The sequence below is a fragment of the Sorangium sp. So ce321 genome, assembly GCF_051530195.1.
Lineage (GTDB): Bacteria > Myxococcota_A > Polyangia > Polyangiales > Polyangiaceae > Sorangium.
The window spans coordinates 3,206,498-3,232,065 of sequence record NZ_CP150329.1 but is presented as its reverse complement, the minus strand read 5'-3'; the positions used below and the strand labels follow the sequence as shown (position 1 = coordinate 3,232,065).

Sequence of the window (25,568 nt, the reverse complement as noted above, 5' to 3'; positions counted from 1 at the left end):
GGAGCACTCGCCGGGGGGGCCACCGCTTCTCGGTCGAGCGCCACGACGAGCGCGCTCGCCGGGGCTTGCCGCCCCTGCCAGGTCAGCGCCAGGCGACGTCGCGGCCGCGGTCCTGCGCCGGCAACGGGTTGGGCCACAGCGGCAGGAGCGACTGGCGGTAGACGGTGAGCCGCAGCAGGTCGATCCCGGCAACGGCGCCGAACGACATGGCGTTGTCCGTCCCGTAGCTCCCCTGCAGCGACAGGCTGATCCCGAGCGGGCCGCCCAGCGTGAGCGCGCCGGCGACGCCGGTGGAGCCAGGGCCCCAGAAGCGCCGGTAGCCGCCCACGTCGAGGGCCAGGCCGAGCGGACCGGCCTGGAAGCCGCGCGTCGCGACCCGCGCGAGCAACGCAAGATCGATCCCGCTGTCGAGGATCGGCGTCGCGCGCATCAGGCCGCCCACGATGATGGGCGCGTCCGGCGTGGTCCCGACGCCGATGTCGAACGACAGCGCGCCGTCAAAGACGAGATCACTGTCGCCCTGCTTCCAGCCGACCGCGCCTGCGCCGAAGAAGGTCCACGCGGATGTGTCCGCGCGCGAAGGCGATGACCAGGCGAGCGGGGCAAGCAGGGCCCCCAGGGCGACGAGACAGGTGATCGGCGAGCGCACGCGGAGCGAGCTACCACGAAGCGCCGAGCGGCGATAGGTCAGCGCGCGCCGCCCCGCCGCTCGACGATCCGCCGCGCCACGAGGGTCGCCACCTCGGGGTCGAAGAGGAGCGTGTTGTGCCCCCGCGCCTCCATCACCCGCACCTCGCCGCCCGGCAACGCGTGCGCGATCGGCGAACGAACCAGCGTGTCGGCGCCCGCGACGATCGACAGGTGCGGGATGCTCGACCGCGCCGTCCCGAGGAGGACGCGCCGGAGGATCGGGCTCGACACGTCGAGGTCGCGCGCGCCGCCGAAGCCGAGCAGCCCGGCGCGAGGGATGCCGCCGAACGGGCTCGCCATCGAGATGGTCTGCACGATCCGAGGGTCGCCGACCTCCTGCGCAAAGAAGCGGCACACGATGCCGCCCATGCTGTGGCCGACGAGGTGCAGGCGCGCCCCGTCCGGCAACGCCGAGACGATGGCCGCCAGGCGCTCCGACAGCGCCTCGACACCGGGCCCAGGCGCGTACGACATCGTCGCGGTGTGGACCGACCCCGCCGAAGCCTCGGCGCGCACCGCGCCCGGCCGGCCAGGCGCCCGCGGCGCGCGCGACGTGGCCGCATGGCGCTCGATCGCCGTCCGCAACGGCCGGAGGACACCGGCGGACGCGAAGAGGCCGTGCAGGATGATCACCACGTCGTCACCGGCGCGCGTCCCGGCCGGGATCACCGGCGCGAGCGTGTCGTACGGCAAGAGGACCGCCTGCCTCGCAAACGACGCCACTTCCCTGCCGGTCGCCGCGAAGGCCGCCGCACGGAGCCACTTCACCACGTGGTGGCTCTTACCATGGATCCGTCGCGCGACGTCCTCGTGGCCTCCCGACGCGCTGTGTCGCGGGCGGCCGAGGACGCGGAACGTCGGTCACGGCCGCAGCAGCCACACATGGAAGCTGCGGAAGGTCCCCTGGATCGACCGGATCCGGACGAGATCGCCCGGCGCTGCATCGCGCAGCGGCACGCGGATCTCCGACCAACGGTCCGCCGGGCGCTCGGGCACCTCGACGCGCGCCTCGCCGCCTTCGCCGCGACCGACCGCCACGCCGAGCGCGATCGGGCCGCCCCCGTCGGTGCGCAGCGCGAGCACGGCAGGACCGCCGGCGGCCGCGCCGATCGAGAACGACTGCTCGCGCCCCTCGGGGATGAGCCTGCCCGCGTCGAACCGCGGCGCGCCGTCGGCGCCGTCCCGCAGCACGGCGCCGACGACCCAGCCGCCGCGCGGCGACGGGAACCCGTAGCCGTGCGCCCGCTCGTCGATCAGGTCCGCGATGTCCACCTCGTCGACGGCGCCGGCGCGGCGCTCCCCCGGCGGGGCGAGCGCCGACCAGTCCGCCTCGTAGATCACCTTCTCGTCCGCGGCGCACATCACGTTGTCCTCGATCTTCACCGCGTCGACGCGCCTGCCGAAGACGTCCGCGAGCCCGCCCCACCAGGAAGGGTACAGGGCGAAGACGTCGGGCCGCTCGGCGGCGTCGAGCCGCTCGATGAGCTCGACCACGGCAGGCACCCCGTGCACCGAGGCCCGCGCGAACGGCATGCCCCGGTAGCCGCCGAGCCCGAGCCCGTCGATGGCCGGGATCCCCGACAGGTACGGGATCGCGCCGGCGTCGCCGAGCAACACCCGCCGCGGCCGCGGCGCGCGCGCGGCCAGCCGCCGCGCTACCTCGACGTGCTGCCCGGCGATGTTCGCCGACGAGCGGGCGAAATGGTCGATCTGCCGCGCGAACCACGGCGAGGGCGCGGCGAGCGCCGCGAGCGCCAGCGCCGCGGCCACGCCCGCCGCGAGCCGCCCGCGCCGCGCGAGCGCCTCGGTCCCGAGGGCCGCGGCGACGAGCAGCATCGCGAGCGTCGGCGCGGCGTAGCGGAGGTTCTGGTAGCGCGCCGTCGCGTTGAGCGCGACGAGCAGCAGCGACCCGTAGGCGCCGATGAGCAGCGGCACGGCGAGGCGCCGCGAGCGCCGGTCGAGCGCCGCGACGAGGCCGAGCAGCGGCAGGAGGAGCGCGCAGGACGGGCCGCCGAGCGCGCCCTCCAGCGCCTGCACCCGCAGCGCGGCGAGGTTCTTGATCACCTCGACCGCCTTCTCGAGCGGCGCGGGATACGGGTTCGAGAGGATGAGCTTGCGCACCGCCCCCGCGGCGCCCCACTCGCCCGTGAACGCGCGGTTGGCGGCGGCCTGCGCGCCGAGGAGCAGCGCGGTGGGCAGCGACGCGCGCGCGAGGGACGCCGCCGCGCCGAGCGAGCCCGCCGCGTGGGCCACGGCGACCGCGAGCGGCGCCGCGAGCGCGATCGCCTCGGGCCGCGTCGCCACGAGCAGCGCGGCGAGCAGCCCCGCGCGGAGCTGCTCGGCCGGGCGCCGCGGCGGCGGGGCGAGCTCGGCGCGCCGCACCGCGACGAGCGCCCGGCCCAGCACGGCGCCGAACAGGGCGACCTCCATGCCGGAGAACCAGCTCCAGTCGAGCAGCGGCACCGCCACGACGAAGAGCGGCGCGAGCCAGCCGACCCAGCGGGCGGAGGCGGCGCCGGGCCCGCGCGGCTCGAGGAGCCACCGGAGCGAGCGGCAGAGGTCGAGGAGCGCGGCGCACGCGACGAGCGCGGCGAAGAGGCCGAGCCAGGCGCCGCGGAAGCCGAGCAGGTACCCGGGCGCGAGGACGAGGGGGTACGTCAGGCTGGTCCCGCCCGACGAGTAGCCGTTGCCGGGGATCCACGAGAACGGGTGGCCCAGGGCCGCGGCGCGGGCGAACCCGAAGTGGATGTAGACGTCGTCGAGCGGCGCGGGCCACGCGCCGCCCGTCCTGGCCAGCGCGGGGCCGTAGAACGCCGCGGCCGAGCCGAGGACCGGGAGCGCGGCGCTCGCGTGCCACAAGAGCAGCCGGGTCCGCGGCGGGCGCCTCACGGCCCGGGCGGTACCACGAAGGGGGCCGGGACGGCGCGCCGATTCTGGTTAGACTGCGGGCCATGGTGCTCAGAGCTGTGGTGGACGAATCGATCGACGCCGCCCACTGGGAGGCCGTCGAGGAGGCGGCCGAGCTCCTGCAAGAGGAGCAGTTCCAGGCGGCGCTCGTGGCGCTGCGCGACGTGATCAAGGCCTCGCCGTCGAACCCGTACGCATACAACCTGCTCGGCCACGCGCTCTACGAGCTCGGCCAGCTCGAGCCGGCGCGCGACGCCTACCGCGCCGCCGTGCGGCTCGCGCCGAGCTTCCTCGGCGCGCGCGTGGCCCTGTCGCACGCGCTGCGGCGGGTCGGCGACGTCGAGGGGGCGATCGCGCAGGCGAAGGAGGCGCTCCGCCGCTTCCCGAAGGACGGCGAGGCGATGCACGCGATGGGGCTCGCGTACGCGGCCCGCGGGAACCGCGCGCTCGCGCGGAAGCACCTGCAGGGCTTCCTCGACGCGGGCCCGGAGGTCGAGGCCGCCATGGAGGTGCGCCAGGTCCTCGAGATGCTCGGCGTCGGCGACGACGACGAGCCGCTCCAGTTCGAGTAGCCTCTGCCGGCGCGCGCGACGCGCGCGGCGTTCCCCGGAGGAGAGACACGCGATGGCGACCACCCCGCACTTCGATCTCATCATCATCGGAACGGGGCCGGGCGGCGAAGGCGCCGCCATGACGGCCGCGAAGAACGGCAAATCGGTCGCGGCGATCGAGCGCTACACGCGGGTGGGCGGGGGCTGCACCCACTGGGGCACGATCCCGAGCAAGGCGCTCCGCCGCGCCATCTACCACATGAACCTGATCAATCAGAGCCCCATCTACAAGCGGATGGATGTGGTGCCGGAGTACCCGTTCGGCGAGCTCCTCGCGACAGCGAACCACGTCATCGACGAGCAGGTCGACCTGCGCGAGGGCTTCTACGACCACAACAACGTCCGGCTCATCCCGGGGCAGGCCAGGTTCGTCGACCCGCACACGATCGAGGTGGAGACCGACGGGACGCAGCACCGGCGCTTCACGGCCGACACCTTCGTCATCGCGACCGGCTCTCGCCCGTACCGGCCCGACGACGTGGACTTCAACCACCCGCGCATCTTCGACAGCGACACGCTGCTGCGGATGGATCACACCCCCCGGAGCATCACGATCTACGGCGCGGGCGTCATCGGCAGCGAGTACGCGTCGATGCTGCGCAACATGCAGGTCGCGGTGAACCTCGTGAACACGCGCGCCAAGCTGCTGGAGTTCCTCGACGACGAGATCACCGACGCGCTCGGGTATCACTTCTGCAGCACCGGGATCCGCGTCCTGAACGGCGAGGAGTACGAGAAGGTCGAGGCCACGAAGGAGGGCGTCGTGGTCTCGCTGAAGAGCGGGAAGAAGCTCCGGAGCGAGGTCTTCCTCTGGGCGAACGGCAGGAGCGGCAACACGACCGACCTCGGCCTGGAGAGCGTCGGCATCACGGCGAACAAGCGCGGCCAGCTCGAGGTGAACGAGAGCTTCCAGACGAGCCAGCCGCACATCTACGCGGTCGGCGACGTCGTCGGCTTCCCGGCGCTCGCCAGCGCGAGCTACGACCAGGGCCGGTTCGCGGCCAGCCACATCTGCGGCGAGGCCGACTACAAGCTGGTCCGGGACATCCCCACGGGCATCTACACGACGCCGGAGATCTCGTCGCTGGGCAAGAGCGAGCGGGATCTCACGGCGGAGAAGGTGCCTTACGAGGTGGGGAAGTCGACGTTCAAGACGCTGGCCCGCGCGCAGATCACGGGCCAGCAGGTCGGGATGCTGAAGCTGATCTTCCACCGCGAGACGCTCGCGCTGCTCGGCATCCACTGCTTCGGCGAGAACGCGGCGGAGATCATCCACATCGGGCAGGCGATCATGTCGCAGCCGGCGCCGAACAACACGATTCGCTACTTCGTGAACACGACGTTCAATTACCCCACCATGGCCGAGGCCTACCGGGTCGCGGCGCTCGACGGGCTCGGGCGCGTGTTCTGACGGGGAGGGCGCCGCCTCGATCCGCGTGGGCGATCAGCACGTCGCTCGGCGTCGGCAGGCTGGCTCCCCGTCGAGGACACGCAGCCGTCGAGCAACCACGAGCTCCCGAGCGCCCCGGGACCAGCCCTACCGGCGCTCGCCGCTCGGCGCTCGCCAGGGACGTCCAGCGCGGGCAGACCCGCGCGAGCGCTCGGGTCCGCGAGCGCTCGGGTCGGCGGTTGCGAGCGCCCCGTGCGGCGGTGATACTCTGTCCGAGGAGCACGCTGTCATGGCCGCCGCTGCACCGCTCATCATCCCCCCAGCCGACCGCGCCGGCGCGGTCGCGCCAGAGGGCTCGGAAGACCAGCTCTTCGTCGTGCATGACGTCTCGTGGGAGGAGTACGAGGCCCTCCTGGCGGTCCTCGGCGATCGTCCGGGCGTGCGGGTGACCTACTGCGAGGGAGTGCTGGAGCTGATGAGCCCGGGCGGACCGCACGAAGGGCGGAAGAAGATCCTGGCCCGCCTCGTCGAGACCTACGCCGAGGAGGCGGATCTGCCGCTCAGCGGATACGGCAGCATGACCGTCCGCAGGCGATTCGCGAATCGGGGCGTGGAGCCGGACGAATGTTTCGTGCTCGGGACCGTGGAGGACGGGGGAATCCCGGAGCTCGCGATCGAGGTCATCGAGAAGAGCGGGACGATCGACAAGCTCTCCGTCTACGCCGGGCTCGGCGTGCCCGAGGTCTGGTTTCTGAAGAAGGGTAAGCTCTCCGTCCACCTGCTCGGCCCGGATGGCTACGCCGAGGCGGAGCGAAGCCGGTTCCTGCCGGGCCTCGATGTAGCGGAGCTGATGCAGTTCGCGCAGCGCGCGGGGGACCAGACGACGGTGGTGCGCGCGTGGCGAGCGAGGCTCCGGGAGCGGGGCGCCAGGTAGCTCGGTCCGCTGAACGTCGAAGAGCCGTCGCCAGAGCAGGCTCGCGGCTCTCGAGCGTCGCCGAGGGCGGTCTCGGGACCGAGATCGGGGGTCCGGGGAGCCGCCAAAGGCGGTCTCGGGACCGAGATCGGGGGTCCGGGGAGCCGCCAAAGGCGGTCTCGGGACCGAGATCGGGGGTCCGGGGAGCCGCCAAAGGGGTCTCTAGGCCGGAACCGACGGTCTCGAGATGGTTCCACCCCTCGCCTCGTCATATCGAGACCCTCGCCGGCGGTCTCCGGACCTGACTCGCCTATCCCCCGCCCCGCGCCCGCGCCGCGCACGCCGCCGCGAGCGCCTCCGCCCCGACCTCCCGCGCCGCGATCTCGCACGCGCGCCACGCCGCCAGGCGCTCCGGCCCGGCCGCCCCCCGCGGCGCGGCCGCGACGCGCGCCTCGACCGAGCGCGCGAAGGCGTCCATCGCCGCCTCGTCACCGCGCGCCGACAGGAGCGCGCCGAGCGTGAGCGCCGCGTGCGCGGTCTGCCGCTCCGCGCCCGGGTACATCACCTCCGCGAGCGCCTCGGCGAGCGCCGGGGCGTCGCGGCGCGCCGCCGCCTCGCGCGCGAGCACCTCCGGCGACGCGGGCTCGGCCCCCGCGACGCCGAGGCGCCGCTCCAGGTAGCCGACCACCGAGCGGGCGACGCGCTGGAACGAGGCGAGCCCGTCGGTCGGCACCTCCAGCACGCCGCCCCCGGCGCGCGCGCCCTCGACGTCGAGGTCGAGCACGATCACGAGATCTTCCCGCTCGCCGAGGATCAGGAGGTCGGGCGCCCAGTCGAGCGAGCGCTCCTCCGCGAGCCACGCCGTCGCCCGCGCGACGTCGCCGCGCGGCAGGAGCAGCGTGCCGTCCGGGAGCGCGAGGCCGTCCGCCGCCGCGTAGAGCGCCGCGACGTCCGGCGGCTCGGCGAGCCCGGCAGGCCACGCGCCCGCTTCCGCGCCCGTCGAGGCGGGCCGCGCCTCCACGCCGGCGTGCGCGAGCAGCGCGGCGACGCGCGACGCGAGATCGCCGCCCGCGCTCACGGCGCCGGCACCCGGCCGTGAGGCGCGGCCGCGAGGTTCTCGAGGAAGCCGTGGGCCTGGGCCGCCGCCGCGGGCACGTCGAAGACAACGAAGTGACCGTCGCTCTGTCTGGCGACGGGCCACTGCGCGAGCACCCCCGAGGCGCGGCCGCCGGCGAGGTTGCCGGCGAGCCCGCCGGGCGGCACCTCGACCGGCCGAGGGCCGCCGAAGCCGTACTCGCGGATCGGGCGCTGCGGGGGCGATTGCAGCGGCAGGCCCATCGCGAGCGCGTGCATCTCGATGCCGCGCGGCGGCGCGTAGGTGTCGCCGGTGCCGTCCGGATTGATGCCCTCGGTCATGTAGATGCTCTTCGGCGCGAAGCCGTCGCGGGGCGCGACGAACAGCCGCGCAGCGTAGTGGATCGGATCGACAACGTCGACGATCGACTGCGCGAGCGAGATCGCCGGGTGGAACTCGTTCACCTCGCCCTCCTCCTCTCCCCGGAGCCCGAGGAAGACCGACTTGACGAGCCCCGCGATGCTCGGCGGCGGGTTCGTCTTCTCGAGCAGGGTGACCGACATGACGGCCGACGCCCCGGAGAGCACCCCGCCTCGCGCCGAGTCGTCCGCCGCGAGGTAGAGCGGGCCGTTCAGCCCGCCCTGCGAGTGCCCGAAGAAGAGGATCTTCGACGCGTCGAACCGGATCTCCTCCCCCGCGCTGGACACGCCGGCGGGCACCGCCATGCGCGACTCGGTGAAGAGGCGCGCCCGCTGCACCTCGTCGAGCGCGGACTGGCGCGCGTTCGTGCGCGCCGCGGCCACGTTCTGCACGTTGTAGAAGAGGAGTCCGGCCTGCCCTGGCTGCTGCGGCGCCTCCGGGCGCGCGCCGTGGAAGATCTGGTCGACGCCCATGACCGCGAGGCACCGCCGCGCGAGCTCCAGGCCGGTGTGGCTGCGGACGTAGGACCGGTAATCGCCGCCCGTGCCGTGGGCGTACAGCACGATCGGGTAGCCGGCCTGCGGCATGGGGCAGCGGCTCGCGGCCGGGACCGTGATCGAGAAGCGCAGGTCGAAGTAGCCGGAGACCACCGGCTCGCCGTCCTTGATCCGGAAGCCGCCGCCGTCGTCGTGGCTCGCGTACGGGGCCCGGCCCACCTGGTAGCTCGGCGAGGGCCCGTAGACGCCCGCGTACTCGTCCCACGTCCGCTGGTGGTTCACGAGCCGCCAGAGCGCGGGCCGCGCCTGCGGCGGCGGGACGTTCGCGAGCAGGTGATCGCGCAGCGCGAAGAGCTCCTCGGTGGGGTCGGAGGTGGTGAAGACCGCGAGGTGAACGACGCGCGTCCTGTCGACGCCCGCGGCCTCGAGCTCGTCCACCGCCGGCGCGAGCGCCTCCCGGGCGGCCGCCACCCCGGCGGTGGCCGGGTCGATCCCGAGCGCCTGGCGGAGCTCCGGGCTCGCCTCCACCGGGCCGCCGCCCTCGCCGCGCAGGGCGTCCGTGACGACGAGCGCGTACCGCGTCCGCGGCCGCAGCGGGAAGCCCATCACGGGCATGAAGGCGAGGGTATTGGACGGCCAGTAGACGCCCGCCTCGCGCCGGAAGTAGACCGAGATCGGGCGCCGCTCACCGCGCGCCGGCGAGCCCGGATCGACGTCGATGAGCTGCACCGCGCCGAGGGGGCTCATGGCGAAGGCGGGCGTCGACGGGAGCGAGGAGACGTCGATCGGCCCGGCGAAGCGCAGGAACCCCGCCGCCGCGGGGGAGAAGCCGTCGAGGACCGAGTCCATCTCGCGGACGTACTCGTCGAGGATCCGGATCCGACGCGGGTTGTGGTAGCCGTCGAGCCGCACCGCGCCGCCCTCGCGGCGCAGGTCGCTCGGCCACGGCGCGTCGAAGAACCGCTCTCCGCGGAGCTCGCCCTGCGCAGGCGAGACCCAGATGGACGAGACGCTCGGGCCCGCGTCGGCGCAGCCGAGCGCGGCGACGAGCGACGGTGCCGCGATCACCGCCGCGGCGAAGGAGGGACGCATGGCGAAATGGTGGCGCACGCGCTCGTCGAGATCGACCGGGAGCGCGCGCGCTCGAGCGGCCGGACAGGCGCGGCGCGGCGCTGCGCTCCGCTCCGCGCGGGACGGCCGAGCGCGCCCGCTGCGCGCCCGCCATCACCAAGCGGACGCCACAGCGGGCCGCGTCCGGGGTGACTTCGGCCTGTGCTTCATATATATATGATTTAGGTGCTCCGCATGTCCCTGGAAGGCAGACTCGCGCTCGTCACGGGCGGAGGTCGCGGCATCGGCCGCGCGATCGCCGAGCGGCTCGCGCGCGAGGGCGCGCGCGTCGCCGTCGCGGGCCGCACGCAGGCCGAGATCGATGAGGTCGCGGCGGCCGTCGGCGGCGTCGCCGTCCAGCTCGACGTGGGCGACCGCGAGGGCGCGCGGGCGGCGCTCGCCGCGCTCGAGGCCCAGGTCGGGCCCGTCGACGTGCTCATCAACAACGCGGGAGCGGCCGAGAGCGCGCCGTTCGACCGGACCACCGACGCGCTCTGGGACCGCATGTTCGCGGTCAACGTGACCGGCGCCTTCGCGCTGTGCCGCGCCCTCATCCCGGGGATGATCGCGCGCGGGTTCGGGCGCGTCGTCAACGTCGCCTCCACCGCGGGGCTCGTGGGGTTCGCCTACTCGACCGCGTACTGCGCGTCGAAGCACGCCATGGTCGGGATGACCCGCACGATCGCGCTGGAGATCGCCCGGACGCCGGTGACCATCAACTGCGTCTGCCCCGGGTGGGTGAACACGCGGATGACCGACGAGGCGGTCGCGCGCATCGCCGCGAAGACCGGCCGCGGCGAGGACGCGGCGCGGCGGTCGCTCGAGGCGATGTCGCCCCAGGGCCGGATGGTCGAGCCCGAGGAGGTCGCGCTCGTCGTGTCGATGCTCTGCAGCGACGAGGCGCGCGGCATCCACGGCCAGGCGATCCCGGTCGACGGGGGGCAGGTGATGCGGTGAAGGGCGGCCTCGCGATCGTCCAGCCCGCCGGGTGGCCGGCGCCGCGAGGCTACGCGAACGGCGTCGTGACGCGCGGCAGGACGCTGCACGTCGCGGGGCAGATCGGGTGGGACGCGGCGTCGGGGCAGTTCCGGAGCGACGACATGGCCGAGCAGTTCGCGCAGGCGCTCGACAACGTGCTCGCGGTCGTCGCGGCCGCCGGCGGCGGGCCGGGCGACGTCGCGCGGATGACCGTCTACGTGACCGACCTCGACGCGTACCGGAGCGCGCGCCGCGCCATCGGCGCCGCGTGGCGCGCGCGGTTCGGCAAGCACTTCCCGGCGATGGCCCTCGTCGGCGTGGCGGGGCTCGTCGAGCCGCGCGCGCTCGTCGAGATCGAGGCCGTCGCGGCGGTCGACGAGCCCGGTGAGGGCGCGGCGCGCCACGACATCCACGCGCCCGGCGCGCCCGACCGGGACGAGGGCGGCCTGTGAGGCGCGGGGCGCCGGCGAGGCGGCCGCTCGCCGTGGTCCCCCCGCCCGAGAGCGCGCGCGGCGACCAGGCGGCCGTCCGCGCCTGGGTGCGCATCCTGGCGGTCCACAAGCGCGCGCTCGCCGCGATCCGCGAGGACCTGGAGCACGAGATGACCCTCCCGCGCTTCGACCTCCTGGCCAACCTCGTGCGCAGCGACGGGCAGACGCTCGCGTCGCTCTCCCGCAGCATGCTCGTCACGGCGGGCAACCTCACCGGGCTCGTCGACCGCGCGGCGCGCGACGGCATGGTCGAGCGGCGGGCCGATCCGAGCGACCGCCGCGCGTGGCGGGTGCACCTGACCCCGAAGGGGCAGCGCGCGTTCCGCGACGCCGAGCGGCGCCACGCGGCGCGGGTCGCCCGGGTGTTCTCCGGGCTGAGCCCGGCCGAGATCTCCACCCTGACGCGGCTGCTCGACAAGCTGCGCACCACGCTCCGCGAGCCGGACATGCCGGCCCCGTCCCGCCCCGGCAGCGCCGCCCGCGCGCACGCCGAGCGCGGCGCGCGCAGCCCGCCGCGGCGCACGCGGACGAAGCCCTGACCGCGCGAGACACGCCCCCCGAAGCGCATCGAACCAACCAGGAGAGGCCCCATGACCCTCACCCCCCGCTCCTTCCAGCTCGAGGTAAGCCGCGGCGTCGCGGAGATCACGCTGAGCCGCCCCGAGCGGCTGAACTCCCTCACCTTCGAGGTCTACGGCGAGCTCACCGCCACCTTCCGCTCGCTCGAGCGCTCGGCCGCGCGCGCGGTCGTGCTCACCGGACAGGGGCGCGGCTTCTGCTCGGGCGGCGACGTCGAGGGGATCATCGCCGAGCTCTTCGCGCGCGACGCGCGGGGGCTGCTCGAGTTCACCCGCGTCACGGGCGCGCTGATCCAGAGCATCTGCGAGCTCCGGCGCCCGGTCGTCGCCGCGGTCAACGGGGTCGCCGTCGGCGCCGGCGCGGTGATCGCCGCCGCCTGCGACCTGCGCATCGCCGCGGCGAGCGCCCGCTTCGGGTTCATCTTCCCGAAGGTCGGCCTCTCCGGCGCCGACATGGGCGCCTCGTACCTCCTGCCGCGCATCGTCGGCCACGGCCGCGCCGCCGAGCTGCTCTTCCTCGGCGACCTCATCGGCGCCGACGAGGCGCTCCGCATCGGCCTCGTGAACCGCGTCGTCCCCGACGGCGAGGCGCTGCAGGCGGCGCGCGACTGGGCCGAGCGCCTCGCGCGCGGGCCGGCGTTCGCGCACGCGATCACGAAGCAGATGCTGGAGAGCGAGCGCACGATGCCCCTCGCCGCCGCGATCGAGGCCGAGGCGCAGGCGCAGGCCCTCTGCATGGCGCACCCCGACTTCCGCGAGGCGTACGAGGCGAACAAGGCGAAGCGCCCGCCGCGCTTCGAGGGCGCCGACCCGGGCGACGCCGCGGCGCCTGCCGCCGCCGACTCGGACGCGGCCCCCACCCCGAGGTCCACCGGCCAGGCGACGCCCCGCTCATGACGAAGCTCGCGCTCTCCTCGGCCGATCTCCCGGTCTTCTTCGAGGAGCGCCACGCGGCGCTCGCGGCGCGGCTGACCCCCGAGGCGCTCGCGCCGCTCGCCGGGGCACGCGACGCCGCCGACGTGGCGCGCCGCATGGGCGAGCCGCTCGGGCTCTACGCGCACCTCGTCCCCGAGGCGCTCGGCGGCGCGCCCGCGGGCGCCGGCCGCGCCGCGGACAGGGCCGCCATCGACGTGCGGTCGCTCGTCCTCGTCCGCGAGGCGCTCGGCCAGGTCTCGCCGCTCGCCGACGCGATCTTCGCGGTGCAGGGGCTCGGCTCGTACCCGGTCGTGCTGGCCGGCAGCGACGCCCAGCGCCGCGAGATCCTGCCCGACGTGCTCTCGGGGCGGCGGATCGGGGCCTTCGCGCTGACCGAGCCCGAGGCGGGCAGCGACGTCGCCTCGCTGCGGACGGAGGCCCGCCGCGAGGGGGACGGGTGGGTCCTCGACGGCGAGAAGGTGCTGATCTCGAACGTGCCGCTCGCGCATCACCTCGTGGTCTTCGCGCGCACGGGCTCGGCCGCTCCGCAGCACGGCGGCGGCGCCGGCGGGCGCGGCGCCGGCCGCGCCGCGATCACCGCGTTCCTCGTCGACAGCGGCGCGCCCGGCGTCTCCGCCGAGCCGCTGCCGATGTCGGTCCCGCACCCGATCGGCCGGCTCCGCTTCGAGGGCTGCCGCGTGCCGGACAGCGCGCGCCTCGGCGAGGTGGGCGGCGGCTTCAAGCTCGCGATGCAGACGCTCGACGCCTTCCGGATCTCGGTCGGCGCGGCGGCGAACGGGATGGCGGCGCGCGCGCTGCGCGAGGCGATCGCGCACGTCACGCGCCGCAGGCAGTTCGGCGCGCCGCTGTCCGAGCAGCAGATGGTGCGCGCCTACCTCGCCGAGATGGCGACCGAGCTCGACGCGGCGCGCCTCCTCGTCGCCCGCGCGGCCCACAAGCGCGACACGGCGCCGGAGGACGCGGGCGGCGCGGCGGCGCGCGTGTCGACCGAGGCGGCCATGGCGAAGATGTTCGCCACCGAGGCGGCGCAGCGGATCATCGACCGCGCCGTCCAGCTGCACGGGGGCATGGGCGTCATCGAGGGGACCGAGGTGGAGCGGCTCTACCGCGAGATCCGGCCGCTGCGCATCTACGAGGGGACGACGGAGATCCAGAAGCTCATCATCGCGAAGGGGATCCTCGAGCGCGCGGCCGCGGAGCGACCGGCGGACGAGCCCCCTCCCGGCAGGGCGCCGTAGCGATGTGGAAGCCGCCGGAGAGGCTCCGCCACGCGCTGCCGCGCGACGAGCCCCCGACCGCGGCCGAGGCGGCGCGCGCGCGCCTCTTCTCGCCGCTCCGCCTCGCCTCGGGCCTCGAGCTCGCCGAGCGCTCGTGGGTGCCGGCGATGGTGCCGTGGCGGGCGACGGAGGACGGGCTCGTCACGCAGGAAGTGCTCGACTGGTACGGCCGCTTCGCCGACGGCCAGCCCGGCGCCCTCGTCGTCGAGGCGACGGGCATCCGCGACGTGCCGAGCGGGCCGCTGCTCCGCGCCGGCCACGATCGGTTCATCCGGGGGCTGAAGGAGCTCGTCCGGACGGTCCGCGCCCGGAGCGGCGGCCGGACGCGCGTGTTCCTCCAGCTCATCGACTTCCTGCGCATCCGCAGGCGCCCGCCGAGGGACAGGTTCCTCCGGCAGTTCCTGGAGATCACCGGCGCGCACCGGGCCGCGCTCGCCGAGGCGCTCGGCGAGCCGGGGCTCTTGGACGCGCGCGCGCCGGAGCTCGAGGTGCGCGAGCGGCTGCTCGCGCTCGACGACGACCGGCTCGCGGCCGTGCTCGCGCCGCGCGAGCTCGAGGCGCTGCGCTTCGGCGAGCGGGAGCGGGTCACCGACGTCGCGCTCCCCCACATCCGCGACCTGCCGCGCGCGCTGCCCGGCCTGTTCGCCGACGCCGCGGCGAGGGCGCGCGAGGCGGGCTTCGACGGGGTCGAGCTCCACTACGCGCACGCCTACACCATGGCCTCGTTCCTCTCGGCGCTGAACACCCGGGCGGACGGCTACGGCGGCGACCGCGAGCGCCGGGCGCGCCTCCCGCTCGAGGTCTACGCGGCCGTGCGCGCGGCGGTGTCGGCCCGCTTCACGGTGGGCTGCCGCTTCCTCTGCGACGACGTCATCGCGGGGGGCAACCGGGTCGACGACGCGGCCTTCTTCGCGCTCGCCTTCGCGCGCGCCGGCATGGACTTCCTGTCGCTCTCGACCGGCGGCAAGTTCGAGGACGCGAAGCAGCCGAAGGTCGGCGAGGCGGCGTACCCCTACACCGGCCCGAGCGGGTACGAGTGCATGCCGACCGCGCTCTCGGACGCGGTCGGGCCGTTCGGCCGGCAGATCCCGAAGCAGGCGCAGATCCGGCGCGCCGTGCGCGAGGCCGGCCTGGAGACGCCGGTCGTCGTCGCGGGCGGGATCTGCACGTTCGCCCAGGCTGAGGCGATCCTCGCGCGCGGCGAGGCGGACCTCATCGGGGCCGCGCGGCAGACGCTGGCCGATCCGGACTGGTTCCTGAAGGTGCGCCTCGGGCGGGGCGGCGAGGTACGCCGGTGCATCTACTCGAACTACTGCGAGGCGCTCGACCAGCGCCATCGGCCGGTGACGTGCCAGCTCTGGGATCGCGAGGGGCTCGACGAGCCGGGCGTCGCGACGACGGACGGAGGGAAGCGGCGGCTCACGGCGCCGCGCTGGGGGCGAGGGGTGGGCGAGCGCGCTTAGCGCGGGGATGGCGAGGACGGCGAGACGAGACGAGAAGGGACTCGCGCACGCGCACGCGCACGCGCACGAAGGACGGCAGACGGAGGACGGCTGGCGAGGGACGGAGGACTGAGGGGAGACGAGGGATGAGGGACGGAGGCTGGGGGCGAGTGAGCGAGAGGAGCCGTGACGATGGACGCACCGACATTCCCTGACGAGTTCAACCTCGCCAACTACTACCTTTTCGACCGGCTGCGCGAGGGGCTCGGCGACAAGGTCGCCCTCCTCTTCGGCGATCAGCGGCACACCTACGCCGACGTCGCCGAGAAGGTCCGCAGGCTCCGCGCGCATCTCGCCGTCGAGGACGTCGCGCCCGAGCAGCGGGTGCTCATCCTCCTGCACGACTCGCCCGCTTTCGTGTGGGCCTTCTTCGCAGCGCTGAACCACGGCGCCGTCGTGGCGATGGGCAACCCCGAGGCGCCCGCCGCCGACCTCGCGTACCTGGTCGAGTACACGCGCGCCGCGGCGGTCGTCACGATCCCGCGCGTGGCCGAGTCGATCACGGACGCGCTCGCCGCCGCGGACCTCCGGACGCTCGTGCTCGTGCCGGAGGTCCCGACCGGCGGCGACCTCGAGGCCGAGCTCGCTGTCTCGCCGGCCCTCGATCCGATGCGGGGGATCTCGCTGCGCGACGCCCTCGCGCAGGGGCGCGCCGCGCTCGTCCCGAAGACCGCCCTGCAAGGCCCCCGCCCCACGCGGCGCGACGACGTCGCCATCTGGCTGTTCACGTCGGGCTCGACCGGCAGGAGCAAGGCGGCAATCCATACGCACCGCGACTTCGCCTTCAACACCGAGTGGTACGCCAAGCGGACCGTGGGCTACCGAAAGGACGACATCACCGTCTCGGTGCCGCGCCTCTTCTTCGGCTACGCCACGGGCACGAACCTGATGTTCCCCTTCGCCGTCGGCGCGACGGCCGGCCTCTTCGTCGAGCGGCCGACGCCGGAGTCGCTCGCGCAGTACATCGAGCTTTACCGCCCCACCGTGGTCACGAACGTGCCGACCATGATGAGCAAGCTGCTCGACCACGACGACGCCCGCGCCGCGCGCGGCGAGCCGCGCCTCGACCTCTCCAGCGTCCGCTTCCACCTCTCCGCGGGCGAGGCGCTCCCGCCGGCGCTCCTCGAGCGCTTCCGCGCGCGGTTCCACGCGGACATCTACGACGGCATCGGCTCCGCCGAGATGTTCCACATCTACTGCACGAACCGCCCCGGCGACGTGCGCCCCGGGTCGCTCGGACGCGTCGTGGAGGGGTACACGATCAAGATCCTCGCCTCGGACGCGGCCGGACCTGGCGCGCCCGAGCTCGCGCCCGGCGAGACCGGCGTGATGTGGGTGAAGGGCGACTCCGTCGCGCTCGGCTACTTCCAGGATCGCGAGAAGAGCTGGGGCACCTTCCACGGCCACTGGTGCCGCACCGGGGATCTGTTCCGTATGGATGGCGAGGGCTACCTCTGGTTCAGCGGGCGCGCCGACGAGCTCCTCAAGGTGGGCGGCGTCTGGGTCGCGCCGGTCGAGGTCGAGGAGTGCCTGAGCGAGCACCCGGCGGTCAGCCTCGCCGCGGTGATCGGCGCCGAGGAAGAAGGCCTCGTGAAGCCGAAGGCGTTCGTCGTCGTGCGCGACGACGCGCGCGGCCGCATCGCCACGGAGGAGGGGCGGGCCGCGCTCGCCGGGGAGCTCAAGGCGTTCGTGAAGGACCGGCTGAGCAAGCACAAGTACCCGCGGTGGGTCGTCTTCCTCGACGACGTCCCCAGGAACGACCGCGGCAAGGCCGACCGCAAGGTTCTCCGCCAGCGCGAGGCCGCCGGCGAGAACCCGGCGGGGCTGTAGAGGGCGAGGACGTGCCGGCCGCGCCCCGCCTCGCCGAGCTCACGACGGCAGAGCTCGCCGCGCTCCTGTCGGCCGGCGCGCCGTGCGTCGCGCTCGTGCCGGTCGGGTCGGTTGAGCCGCACGGCCCGCACCTGCCGCTCGGCACGGACACGCTCATCGGCGAGGCCGCGGCCGAGCTCGCCGGCCGGCGGCTGTGGGAGCGAGGCGTGGCCGCGCTCCTCGCGCCGCCCGTCGGCTATGGCGTGACCGACTTCGCCGCGGGCTTCGCGGGCGCGATCTCGATCCCGGCGCCCGCGCTCACCGCCTTCCTGCGCGCCGTCGCGGAGGCGTACCTGTCGGCGGGCCTGTCGCACGTCTGCTTCATCAACAACCACCTCGAGCCGGAGCACGACCGCGCGGTGCGCGCCGCCACCTTGGACCTGCCCCCGGGCCGCGCCTCCGTGGCCTGCCCGCTCGCGCGCCGCTGGGCGCGGACCCTCTCCGACGAGTTCCGGAGCGGCGCTTGCCACGCGGGCCGCTACGAGACCTCCCTCGTCCTCGCCGCGGCCTCCGCGCTCGTCCGGAAGGACATCGCCCTCGGCCTGCCGGACCTCGGCGTGAGCCTGTCGGAGGGCATCCGGGCGGGGGCGAAGAGCTTCCGCGCCCTCGGCATGGACGCCGCCTACACCGGCGCTCCGCGCGAGGCCTCCGAGGACGAGGGCCGCGCGCTGCTCGATCTCCTCGCGACGATGATCGTCACGGAGGTCGAAGAGGGTCTCTCCCGAGCGACCGTACCGGACTCCCCTTCTGGACAGGGCACTGGCAGGTAATCCAGCTGACCGAGCAGGCCAGGAAAGCTGCGCAGGCCGAGAAGGCTGCGCAGGCAGATCGGGCCGGGCCAGGCTGAGAAGCTCAGTCGGCGGAGTGGTCGGACAGGCAGTCAGGTAGGCGGAAGCAAGCGAGTCTGCTCCGTCACCCCCGCTCACACGCAGCCAGTCGGTAAATATCCGCCAGCGCGCCACGCCGCGAGAGCGCGACACCGCAAACCGCGCAAACAGCGCAAACAGCGCAAGACGAGCGCGCAGGGGCTAGACAACCGCCAGCGAAGCGCGCGATACTGGTCAGTTTGCGCTGACTCACAACTCAGCATCACGAGACTTTTCACAACAATTTTCGGTTCGCGATTGACGCGTTCCGTTTGAAGACGTAAAACGGTATCGTTTTCCTCGCGTGCCGATCGAAGCCAAGACGATCCGACCGCTGACCTGCTGATAGGTGAGGCGGCGCGCAGGTGGATGATGGGTTTGGCAGGAGCGCGCTTTTGCGCTCCTGCACAGGGGCATCACATGTGGCCTCGCGGGCGGAGCTCGCCTGGCGACGCGGATCGGAGAGTATCATGAGGAATCGCACGGTCATTGGCGGGTCTCGGCATCTTCTCCTGGCTTCCCTCGTCGCCGCTTCCGGCGCGGCGCTCGCCGGGTGCGTCGGCGCGGACGACGCGGGGGACGAGCCGCTCTTGGAGGCGCGGCAGGCGGTGACGACCTGCGTGACCTTCGAGCGACCCGGGACGACCGGCGGCGTGGTCAAGGACGTGGGCATCCATGAGGCATACCCCGCGTACTCGGACTACAACGCGGGCAACATGGTTGTTGGCGTGACCTCCGGGGACAGCCCGAAGCGCATGTACGGGCTGCTCGGGTTCAACCTCTCGTCCATTCCCTCTGACGCCGTCATCGTCTCGGCGAGCCTCTCCGTGAACCTCAGCGCCGCGACGGCCGAGGCGATCCGTGTACACCGGGTCACATTGCCCTGGGAGGAGACCACCGCCACGTGGACCACGCACGGGAGTGCATGGGACCCCGAGGTCCTGGGGACCGTCACGACGAAGGCGGGATACGCCTCCAGCCGCCCGTCGACCAGCATCACGGCGCTCGTGCAGAGCTGGGTGAATGGCACCGTCGCCAACAACGGAGTCCTCTTCGAGCAGACCGCGAATCGCACCGACATCCGAACCAGCGAGAACGCAGACACCCAGTGGGAGAAGCGGAAGCCGACACTCACGGTCTGCTATGACAGCGCGACGGGCTCCGGGTCGAGCTCCACGTCCTCCAGCACCTCGGCTTCCAGCACCTCGGCTTCCAGCACCTCGGCTTCCAGCACCTCGGCTTCCAGCACCTCGGCTTCCAGCACCTCGGCTTCCAGCACCTCGGCTTCCAGCACCTCGGCTTCCAGCACCTCGGCTTCCAGCACCTCGGCTTCCAGCACCTCGGCTTCCAGCACCTCGGCTTCCAGCACCTCGGCTTCCAGCTCGGGCTCCGGCGGCGCCGGCGGCGCGGGTGGGGCCGGCGGCGCCGGCGGTACCGGCGGCGCGGGTGGGGTCGGCGGCGCGGGCGGCGGAGGTGGAGGCGGCGTGCCTGGCCTGCCGATAAGCTGCAGCAGCAGCACGCCGGGCGCGGGCGCCAACTGTGGCGTCGAGGGCAACGACGACTGCTGCTCGACCCTCCCGGTGCCAGGCGGCACGTTCAACCGGCTCAACCTTCCGAGCCTGCCGGCCACGGTCAGCGACTTCTATCTCGACAAGTACATGGTCACCGTGGGGCGCTTCCGGCAGTACATCGAGCGGACCGGCGGCCCGACGCAGGCCAACCCGCCGCCCGCCGGCGCGGGCGCCCACCCGAAGATCCCGAACAGCGGCTGGGACCCGTCGTGGAACTCGAAGCTCTCGGCCAACACGAGCGGGCTCAAGACAGCGCTCATCTGCGAGCAGTGGGACTGGCCGTCGTGGAGCAACGCCCCGGGAGTCGAGGAGAAGAAGCCGATCGTCTGCGCGACGTGGTACGAGCTGTTCGCGTTCTGCGCGTGGGACGGCGGCCGGCTGCCCACCCAGGCGGAGATCAACTACGTGTCTGCCGGCGGCAACGAGCAGCGCATCTACCCCTGGGGCGGCGCGAACGTCGAGGACATCGAGCTCGACGACGCCTCGTGGTGCTGCCAGGGCGACGGCACCGTCGCGGGCGCCTGCAAGACGTCTTATCCCTCGCTCTACCCGTGCAGCCCGTCGGACCTCACCGACGTCGGCAAATTCCCGAACGGCGCCGGGCGCTGGGGCCACATGGACCTGGCCGGCAACGCGTACAAGGCCACCCGCGACGGCTCGGATATCTATCAGCTGCTGGTGCCCTGCAACAACTGCTCGCGGCTCGACAACAACTCCAACGCGCGCTTCATGCACGGCGGCAGCTTCCTGGCCGCCGGGTACAAGCAGACGACGGACTTCCAGGCCTCCTACCGGGGCGACGATCGCCGCTACTACGTCACCGCCATGTGCGCGCGCGACCTGTGAGCTGAAGCGGGGAAAGCGCGCTGGACCGAGCTCTTCAGCTCGCGTCCGGCGCCGCCAGCCGGCCATCACCGGGCTGCATCATGGTCAACCCGAGATGCCGTCGTTCCTGAGCACCGCGCCGAGGACGCTGCCCGCCGCGAGGCGCTGCTCCGGGCGCCGCCATGAGAGAGCGGCCCGCGCTCGATTCCGCTGCCGCTCGAGACGAGCTCGGGGCGGACGCCGTCGGTGCGCCGGCAGGTTGTGCTGGAGCTCCGGCGATGCGGAGCGCGGAGCGCGGAGCCAGGCGTGCGGACAATCATGTAGGCAAAAGCGCGCACCTCTGCTCGGGCGCCATTCATGGCTCCATCCATGATTGGACTGAGTGACAAAATGCACCACCGATCCGCGCGCTCCACGTGACCGCTGGACGCGGACGCGGAAACGTGGGCAACATCGCCAAACAGGCCTCCGCGGCGCTCGACAATGCTCGACAATGCTCGACAATGACGACGATGCCGACGGGCCCGCGCAACGGTATCAAATTTTTGCACCGGCACCACAAACAGCATCAACAGGTCTTCGACAGCGCATATCCATTCGTTGATGGACGCGTTCCGATCAGAGCCGTAAGCTGGTATCGTTTTGCTCGCGCGCGGTCGCGCGGCTCTGACGGCAGAGCGATCCGACGGCTGACCTGATGAAGAGGATGCTTCACGGCGCACAGGCAGATGTGGCTTTTTGCGGCGCGCACGCTGGCGCTCCGGCGCGACGGCATCATGAGCGGCCTCGCGGGCGGAGCTCGCCCGACGACGCGGCCCGGAGAGCATCATGAGGAATCGAACGTTCGTGAGAGGGTCCCGGCATCTGCTCCTCGCCTCGCTCGCCGCCTCCGGCGCGGCGCTCGCGGGGTGCGTCGACGCGCCGGACGCTGGCGGCGAGCTCATCAGCGAGGCGGAGCAGGCGGCGACGGTCTGCGTGACGCTCAAGCGCACCGGGGACACGGGCGTGGTCAGGGATGCGCTCATCCATGACAGCTATGCCGACGCCACGCTCACCGGAGGCGACATGTACGCCGGCGAGAGCAATGGGGCGCACATGCACGCGCTGATCGCGTTCGATCTCTCGTCGATCCCCCGCGACGCCATCATCGTCTCCGCGGACCTCTCTCTTCACATGGGCGCCGCGGTCCCCGAAGTGATGCGCGCGCACCGGGTCACGAGGGCGTGGGACGAGAGCAAGGTCACGTGGGACTCGCACTCGGCGGCCTGGGATCCCGAGGTCCTGGGGACCGTCACGGCGAGCTCGGGGTACGTCTACGGCTACCACACGCTCAGCCTCACGGGGATCGTGCAGAGCTGGGTGAGAGGCGCCGTGCCGAACAACGGGGTGCTCTTCGAGCAGACCGCGAATCGTACCCACGTCAGGACGAGCGAGAGCTCGCTGGATAAGCGGCCGTATCTCGATGTTTGCTATGACAGCGCCACGGGGAGCGGCTCGACCAGCACGACGAGCAGCTCCAGCACCAGCTCCACCACGGCCTCCAGCACCAGCTCCACCACGGCCTCCAGCACCAGCTCCACCACGGCCTCCAGCACCAGCTCCACCACGGCCTCCAGCACCAGCTCCACCACGGCCTCCAGCACCAGCTCCACCACGGCCTCCAGCACCAGCTCCACCACGGCCTCCAGCACCAGCTCCACCACGGCCTCCAGCACCAGCTCCACGACCACCACGACGTCGACCTCTGGCGGAGAGGGCGGCGCCGGCGGAGAGGGCGGCGCCGGCGGAGAGGGCGGCGCCGGCGGCGGAGGAGGCGGCGTGCCTGGCGAGCCGATCAGCTGCCACAGCAGCACGCCGGGCGCAGGCGCCAACTGCGGCGTCCACGGGAACGACGACTGCTGCTCGACCATCCCGGTCCCCGGCGGCACGTTCAACCGGCTCAACAACGCGAGCCTGCCGGCCACCATCAGCGACTTCCACCTCGACAAGTACACGATCACCGTCGGGCGCTTCCGGCAGTACATCGAGCAGACCGGCGGCCCGACGCAGGCCAACCCGCCGCCGGCCGGGGCGGGCGCTCACCCCAGGATCCCCAACAGCGGCTGGGACCCGTCGTGGAACTCGCAGCTCACCGCCGATACGAGCGCGCTCCGGACCGCGCTCATCTGCGATCCCTACGGCTGGCCGACCTGGAGCGACACCCCGGGAGCCAAGGAGAAGAAACCGATCGTCTGCGCCACGTGGTACGAGCTGTTCTCGTTCTGCGCCTGGGACGGCGGCCGCCTGCCCACCCAGGCCGAGATGAACTACGCCTCTGCCGGCGGCAACGAGCAACGCCTCTACCCGTGGGGCGGCTCGACCGTCTCGGATATCACGCTCCAGGACGGGTCCTGGTGCTGCCAGGGCGACGGAACCCGGGCGGGCGACGGAACCCCCGAGAATAGCTGCATCACAAACTACCCTACGGACTCCAGGCAGTATCCGTGCGCGCAAACGGACATCACGGACGTCGGCAGCTTCCCCCGTGGCGCCGGGCGGTGGGGTCACCTGGATCTCGCCGGCAACGCCTACAAGTCCACCCGCGACGGGGCCGACATCTATCAGCTGCTGACGCCCTGCAACGACTGCTCGCGGCTCGACAACGGCTCCAGCACGCGCTTCATGCACGGCGGCAGCTTCCTCGCCGCCGCGTTCAAGCAGACGACCGACTACCAGGTCGCCTACGCGAACAACTCGCGGCGCTACTACGTCACCGCCATGTGCGCGCGCGACCTGTGAGCTGAAGCCGGGACAGCGCCGGACCGAGCGCTTCGGCTCGCGTCCGGCGCCGCCAGCCTCGGCGAGCGCCAGGCCGCGTCAGGGTCGTGCGCCGACGCAAGCGCAAGGTGGAGCGAACACAGGCGCTGTCAGCCTGCCGACGCGCGCGACGGCGCGCCGAACTTGGCCCTCGGCAGCGCCGCCTGATACGCGCGCTCCGTATGCGCGTGCGAGGCTTTCTCCTGCTGCCGACGATTGCGCTCTCCGCGCTCAGCGTGAGCTGCCCGCGCCCCGCCTCCGAGCCAGCCACGACGTCCCCCGCCCCCGCCCCCGCCTCGGCGGTCACCGCGCCGACCAGCGCCACGGTGCCCCCCCTCGCGGCCCCGGCCCCCGCGCTCGCAGATCCGGCGACCGCCGCGGATCCGGCCGGGCACGCGGCCACGCCGGGCGCGAGCGCCGCGACGGATCCGGCCGCGAGCGCCTTGACGGATCCGGCCGCGGACCTGGCCGCGCCGGGCGTCGACCCGCTCGCCTTGACGGCGCTGCCGCCGCAGCTCGTCGACGACGGCTCGGACGAGCTGCCCCGGCTCGATCCGCCCCCGGCCACCCCGCAGACGCCGGCAGAGGAGGTCGACGAGCTCGCGAGCATCGCCAGGGAGACATGGATCTTCGCCGAGCCGCGCTGGACCAGCCGGCGCATCGGCTACCTGCGCGCCGGCGCCGTCGTCGCGCGCCGGCCGGAGCCGTCCGGCAGAGCGTCGTGCGCCGGGGGCTGGTACCGCATCGAGCCGAGCGGCTACGTCTGCATCGGCGCCAGCGCCACGCTGAACGTCCACGACCTCGCGGTCGAGGCCTCGTCGCGCCGCCCCCTCCGTCGATTCGCCGCGGCCGCGCCGCCCGCGCCGCCGCAGCTCCCCGGTGAGGCCACGCCCAGCGCCCCGCACGCGGCGCTCGCCGCGCTGGATCTCCGCGGCGAGGCCGCGCTCACGGCGCCCACGGACGCCGACGCGCCCCTCGGAGCCCACCCCGGCGCGGCAGGCGCAGCGCCCGGGTCGCTCGCCGGCGTCCTCGACGCCACCCCCGCGGCCCACCCCGGGGCGGCAGGCGCAGCGCCCGGGTCGCTCGCTGGCGTCCTCGACGCCACCCCCGCGGCCCACCCCGGCGCGCCGGACGCGGAGCTCGCCGCCTGGCTCAACGGGCTGCCCTACACGTACGTGATGTCGCGCTCCCCCACCCCGCCGCTCTACGCGCGGCTGCCGAGCGACGAAGAGCAACGCAGCGCCGAGCCCGACCTCGGCGCGCACCTGCGCCGCGCCGCGACCGCCGCGCGCGCGCCCGACTTCGTCGCGCCGCCGCCCGCCGACGCGACGCCCTCGGTCCTGCTCTACGGCCGGCCGGCGCCGGGGCTCGCCGGCGATCGCCGCTCGCCCGACGCGCTCGTCCTCGGCCACGCCCGCACGCGCTCGGGCTTCGCGCTGCTCTCGACCTTCGACCACGACGGGCGCCGCTTCGGCCTGACCACCGACCTCACCGTCCTGCCGCTCGACCGCACCCGCGTCATCCGGCCGAGCGCTTTCTCGGGGCTCCAGCTCCCCGAGGACGCCGGGCTCCCCGTCGCCTTCGCGAAGCGCCGCCACGCCGCGCGCCTCGTCCCGGGCGAGCGCGGCGGCGTCACGCGCGCCCCGCTCGGCTTCCGCGAGGCGATCCCGCTGTCCGGCGCCTCCAGGCGCGTCGGCGGCGTCGACTACCTCGAGGCGCGCGACGGCTCGCTCGTCCGCGCCGACGACGTCGTGCGCGTCGATCCGCTCCCCGGCGCGCCCGCGTGGGCGGTGCGCGGGCGGAAGTGGATCGACGTCTCCATCAACCAGCAGAGCCTCGTCGCCTACGAGGGCTCCCGCCCTGTCTACGTGACCCTCGTCTCGACCGGCGCCGACGGCCTCGGCGACCCGAAGACGACGCGCTCGACCGTCCAGGGGCTGTTCCGGATCCACACGAAGCACGTCACGGTCACGATGGATGGTGACGAGGAGGACGAGGATCCGTTCGACTTCCGCGACGTGCCTTTCGTCCAGTACTTCACCGAGGGGTTCGCGTTCCACGCCGCCTACTGGCACGACGACTTCGGCACGGCGCGCAGCCATGGATGCGTGAACCTCTCGCCGCTCGACGCCGCCTGGCTGTTCGAGTGGACGACCCCCGAGGTGCCGGCCGCCTGGCACGGCGCGCTCTCGCTACGGAAGGGCACGCTCGTCTCCATCCGCCCCTGAGCGGCGTCGCTCGCTGGCGCTGCCCCTTCCGTGCCGTG

General features: G+C 73.6%; 20 protein-coding genes and 1 pseudogene. 15 read left to right on the top strand and 6 right to left on the bottom strand.

Translation table 11 applies throughout. The features are described from left to right. Positions 1–82: 82 nt before the first annotated feature. From WME89_RS12535 to WME89_RS12525, 3 genes are all read right to left on the bottom strand, one after another. On the bottom strand, positions 83–649 hold the full coding sequence (locus tag WME89_RS12535; RefSeq protein WP_438009417.1) for a hypothetical protein: 567 nt from the start codon (positions 647–649) through the stop codon (positions 83–85). A 38-nt stretch (positions 650–687) separates the two neighbouring features. Further along, a complete protein-coding gene (locus tag WME89_RS12530) occupies positions 688–1,461 on the bottom strand; it encodes an esterase/lipase family protein (RefSeq protein ID WP_438009416.1) in 774 nt (257 codons plus the stop codon). Between the two features lie 90 nt (positions 1,462–1,551). Continuing rightward, positions 1,552–3,579 carry a hypothetical protein gene (locus WME89_RS12525; protein ID WP_438009415.1) on the bottom strand — a complete coding sequence of 676 codons (2,028 nt, stop codon included), beginning with the start codon at positions 3,577–3,579 and terminating at the stop codon, positions 1,552–1,554. A gap of 62 nt (positions 3,580–3,641) precedes the next feature. Here WME89_RS12525 and WME89_RS12520 point away from each other — a divergent pair, with 62 nt between their 5' ends. From WME89_RS12520 to WME89_RS12510, 3 genes are all read left to right on the top strand, one after another. Next, positions 3,642–4,169 (top strand): tetratricopeptide repeat protein, encoded by a 528-nt coding sequence (locus WME89_RS12520; RefSeq protein ID WP_437625386.1) that lies wholly within the window; start codon positions 3,642–3,644, stop codon positions 4,167–4,169. A 52-nt stretch (positions 4,170–4,221) separates the two neighbouring features. Continuing rightward, entirely contained in the window at positions 4,222–5,619 is a 1,398-nt protein-coding gene (gene sthA / locus WME89_RS12515) for a Si-specific NAD(P)(+) transhydrogenase (protein WP_438009414.1), read from the top strand. A 268-nt stretch (positions 5,620–5,887) separates the two neighbouring features. Then, positions 5,888–6,532, top strand: coding sequence for a Uma2 family endonuclease (locus WME89_RS12510; RefSeq protein ID WP_438009413.1), 645 nt, complete (start codon positions 5,888–5,890; stop codon positions 6,530–6,532). Between the two features lie 289 nt (positions 6,533–6,821). Here WME89_RS12510 and WME89_RS12505 read toward each other — a convergent pair whose 3' ends face one another. Together WME89_RS12505 and WME89_RS12500 are read right to left on the bottom strand one after the other, a co-directional pair. After that, positions 6,822–7,589 carry a hypothetical protein gene (locus WME89_RS12505; RefSeq protein WP_438009412.1) on the bottom strand — a complete coding sequence of 256 codons (768 nt, stop codon included), beginning with the start codon at positions 7,587–7,589 and terminating at the stop codon, positions 6,822–6,824. Further along, positions 7,586–9,595, bottom strand: a complete 2,010-nt coding sequence (locus tag WME89_RS12500) for a hypothetical protein (protein ID WP_438009411.1) — start codon at positions 9,593–9,595, stop codon at positions 7,586–7,588. The genes WME89_RS12505 and WME89_RS12500 overlap by 4 nt, the downstream gene beginning before the upstream one ends. Before the next feature lie 213 nt (positions 9,596–9,808). On the opposite strand from WME89_RS12500, the gene WME89_RS12495 reads away from it, so the two are divergent. From WME89_RS12495 to WME89_RS12455, 9 genes and pseudogenes are all read left to right on the top strand, one after another. Further along, a complete protein-coding gene (locus tag WME89_RS12495) occupies positions 9,809–10,570 on the top strand; it encodes an SDR family NAD(P)-dependent oxidoreductase (RefSeq protein ID WP_437625380.1) in 762 nt (253 codons plus the stop codon). Further along, positions 10,567–11,043, top strand: a complete 477-nt coding sequence (locus tag WME89_RS12490) for a RidA family protein (protein WP_438009410.1) — start codon at positions 10,567–10,569, stop codon at positions 11,041–11,043. Before WME89_RS12495 ends, WME89_RS12490 begins: the two co-directional genes overlap by 4 nt. 32 nt (positions 11,044–11,075) lie before the next feature. Next, entirely contained in the window at positions 11,076–11,621 is a 546-nt protein-coding gene (locus tag WME89_RS12485; RefSeq protein WP_437625378.1) for a MarR family winged helix-turn-helix transcriptional regulator, read from the top strand. A gap of 51 nt (positions 11,622–11,672) precedes the next feature. Then, a complete protein-coding gene (locus tag WME89_RS12480; protein WP_438009409.1) occupies positions 11,673–12,557 on the top strand; it encodes an enoyl-CoA hydratase family protein in 885 nt (294 codons plus the stop codon). Continuing rightward, on the top strand, positions 12,554–13,834 hold the full coding sequence (locus WME89_RS12475; RefSeq protein WP_438009408.1) for an acyl-CoA dehydrogenase family protein: 1,281 nt from the start codon (positions 12,554–12,556) through the stop codon (positions 13,832–13,834). Before WME89_RS12480 ends, WME89_RS12475 begins: the two co-directional genes overlap by 4 nt. 2 nt (positions 13,835–13,836) lie before the next feature. Beyond that, positions 13,837–15,336: an NADH:flavin oxidoreductase gene (locus WME89_RS12470; RefSeq protein WP_438009407.1), complete on the top strand. Its 1,500-nt coding sequence runs from the start codon at positions 13,837–13,839 to the stop codon at positions 15,334–15,336. 171 nt (positions 15,337–15,507) lie between these two features. Beyond that, complete coding sequence (locus WME89_RS12465; RefSeq protein ID WP_438009406.1) at positions 15,508–17,205, top strand: benzoate-CoA ligase family protein; 1,698 nt, start codon at positions 15,508–15,510, stop codon at positions 17,203–17,205. A gap of 11 nt (positions 17,206–17,216) precedes the next feature. Next, the gene (locus tag WME89_RS12460) at positions 17,217–18,014 is read left to right on the top strand and encodes a creatininase family protein (RefSeq protein ID WP_438009405.1); all 798 of its coding nucleotides are present in this window, start codon (positions 17,217–17,219) and stop codon (positions 18,012–18,014) included. 566 nt (positions 18,015–18,580) lie between these two features. After that, positions 18,581–19,192: pseudogene (locus WME89_RS12455) on the top strand (DNRLRE domain-containing protein); the annotation flags it as partial. A 59-nt stretch (positions 19,193–19,251) separates the two neighbouring features. Here WME89_RS12455 and WME89_RS12450 read toward each other — a convergent pair. Next, on the bottom strand, positions 19,252–19,479 hold the full coding sequence (locus tag WME89_RS12450) for a hypothetical protein (RefSeq protein WP_438012103.1): 228 nt from the start codon (positions 19,477–19,479) through the stop codon (positions 19,252–19,254). 115 nt (positions 19,480–19,594) lie between these two features. On the opposite strand from WME89_RS12450, the gene WME89_RS12445 reads away from it, so the two are divergent. The 3 genes from WME89_RS12445 (at position 19,595) to WME89_RS12435 (ending at position 25,530) form a co-directional block, all read left to right on the top strand. After that, complete coding sequence (locus tag WME89_RS12445; RefSeq protein WP_438011925.1) at positions 19,595–20,527, top strand: formylglycine-generating enzyme family protein; 933 nt, start codon at positions 19,595–19,597, stop codon at positions 20,525–20,527. An 807-nt stretch (positions 20,528–21,334) separates the two neighbouring features. Then, positions 21,335–23,284: an SUMF1/EgtB/PvdO family nonheme iron enzyme gene (locus tag WME89_RS12440; protein ID WP_438009404.1), complete on the top strand. Its 1,950-nt coding sequence runs from the start codon at positions 21,335–21,337 to the stop codon at positions 23,282–23,284. Positions 23,285–23,484: 200 nt separating this feature from the next. Next, positions 23,485–25,530, top strand: a complete 2,046-nt coding sequence (locus WME89_RS12435; protein ID WP_438009403.1) for a L,D-transpeptidase family protein — start codon at positions 23,485–23,487, stop codon at positions 25,528–25,530. The last annotated feature ends 38 nt before the right edge of the window (positions 25,531–25,568 follow it).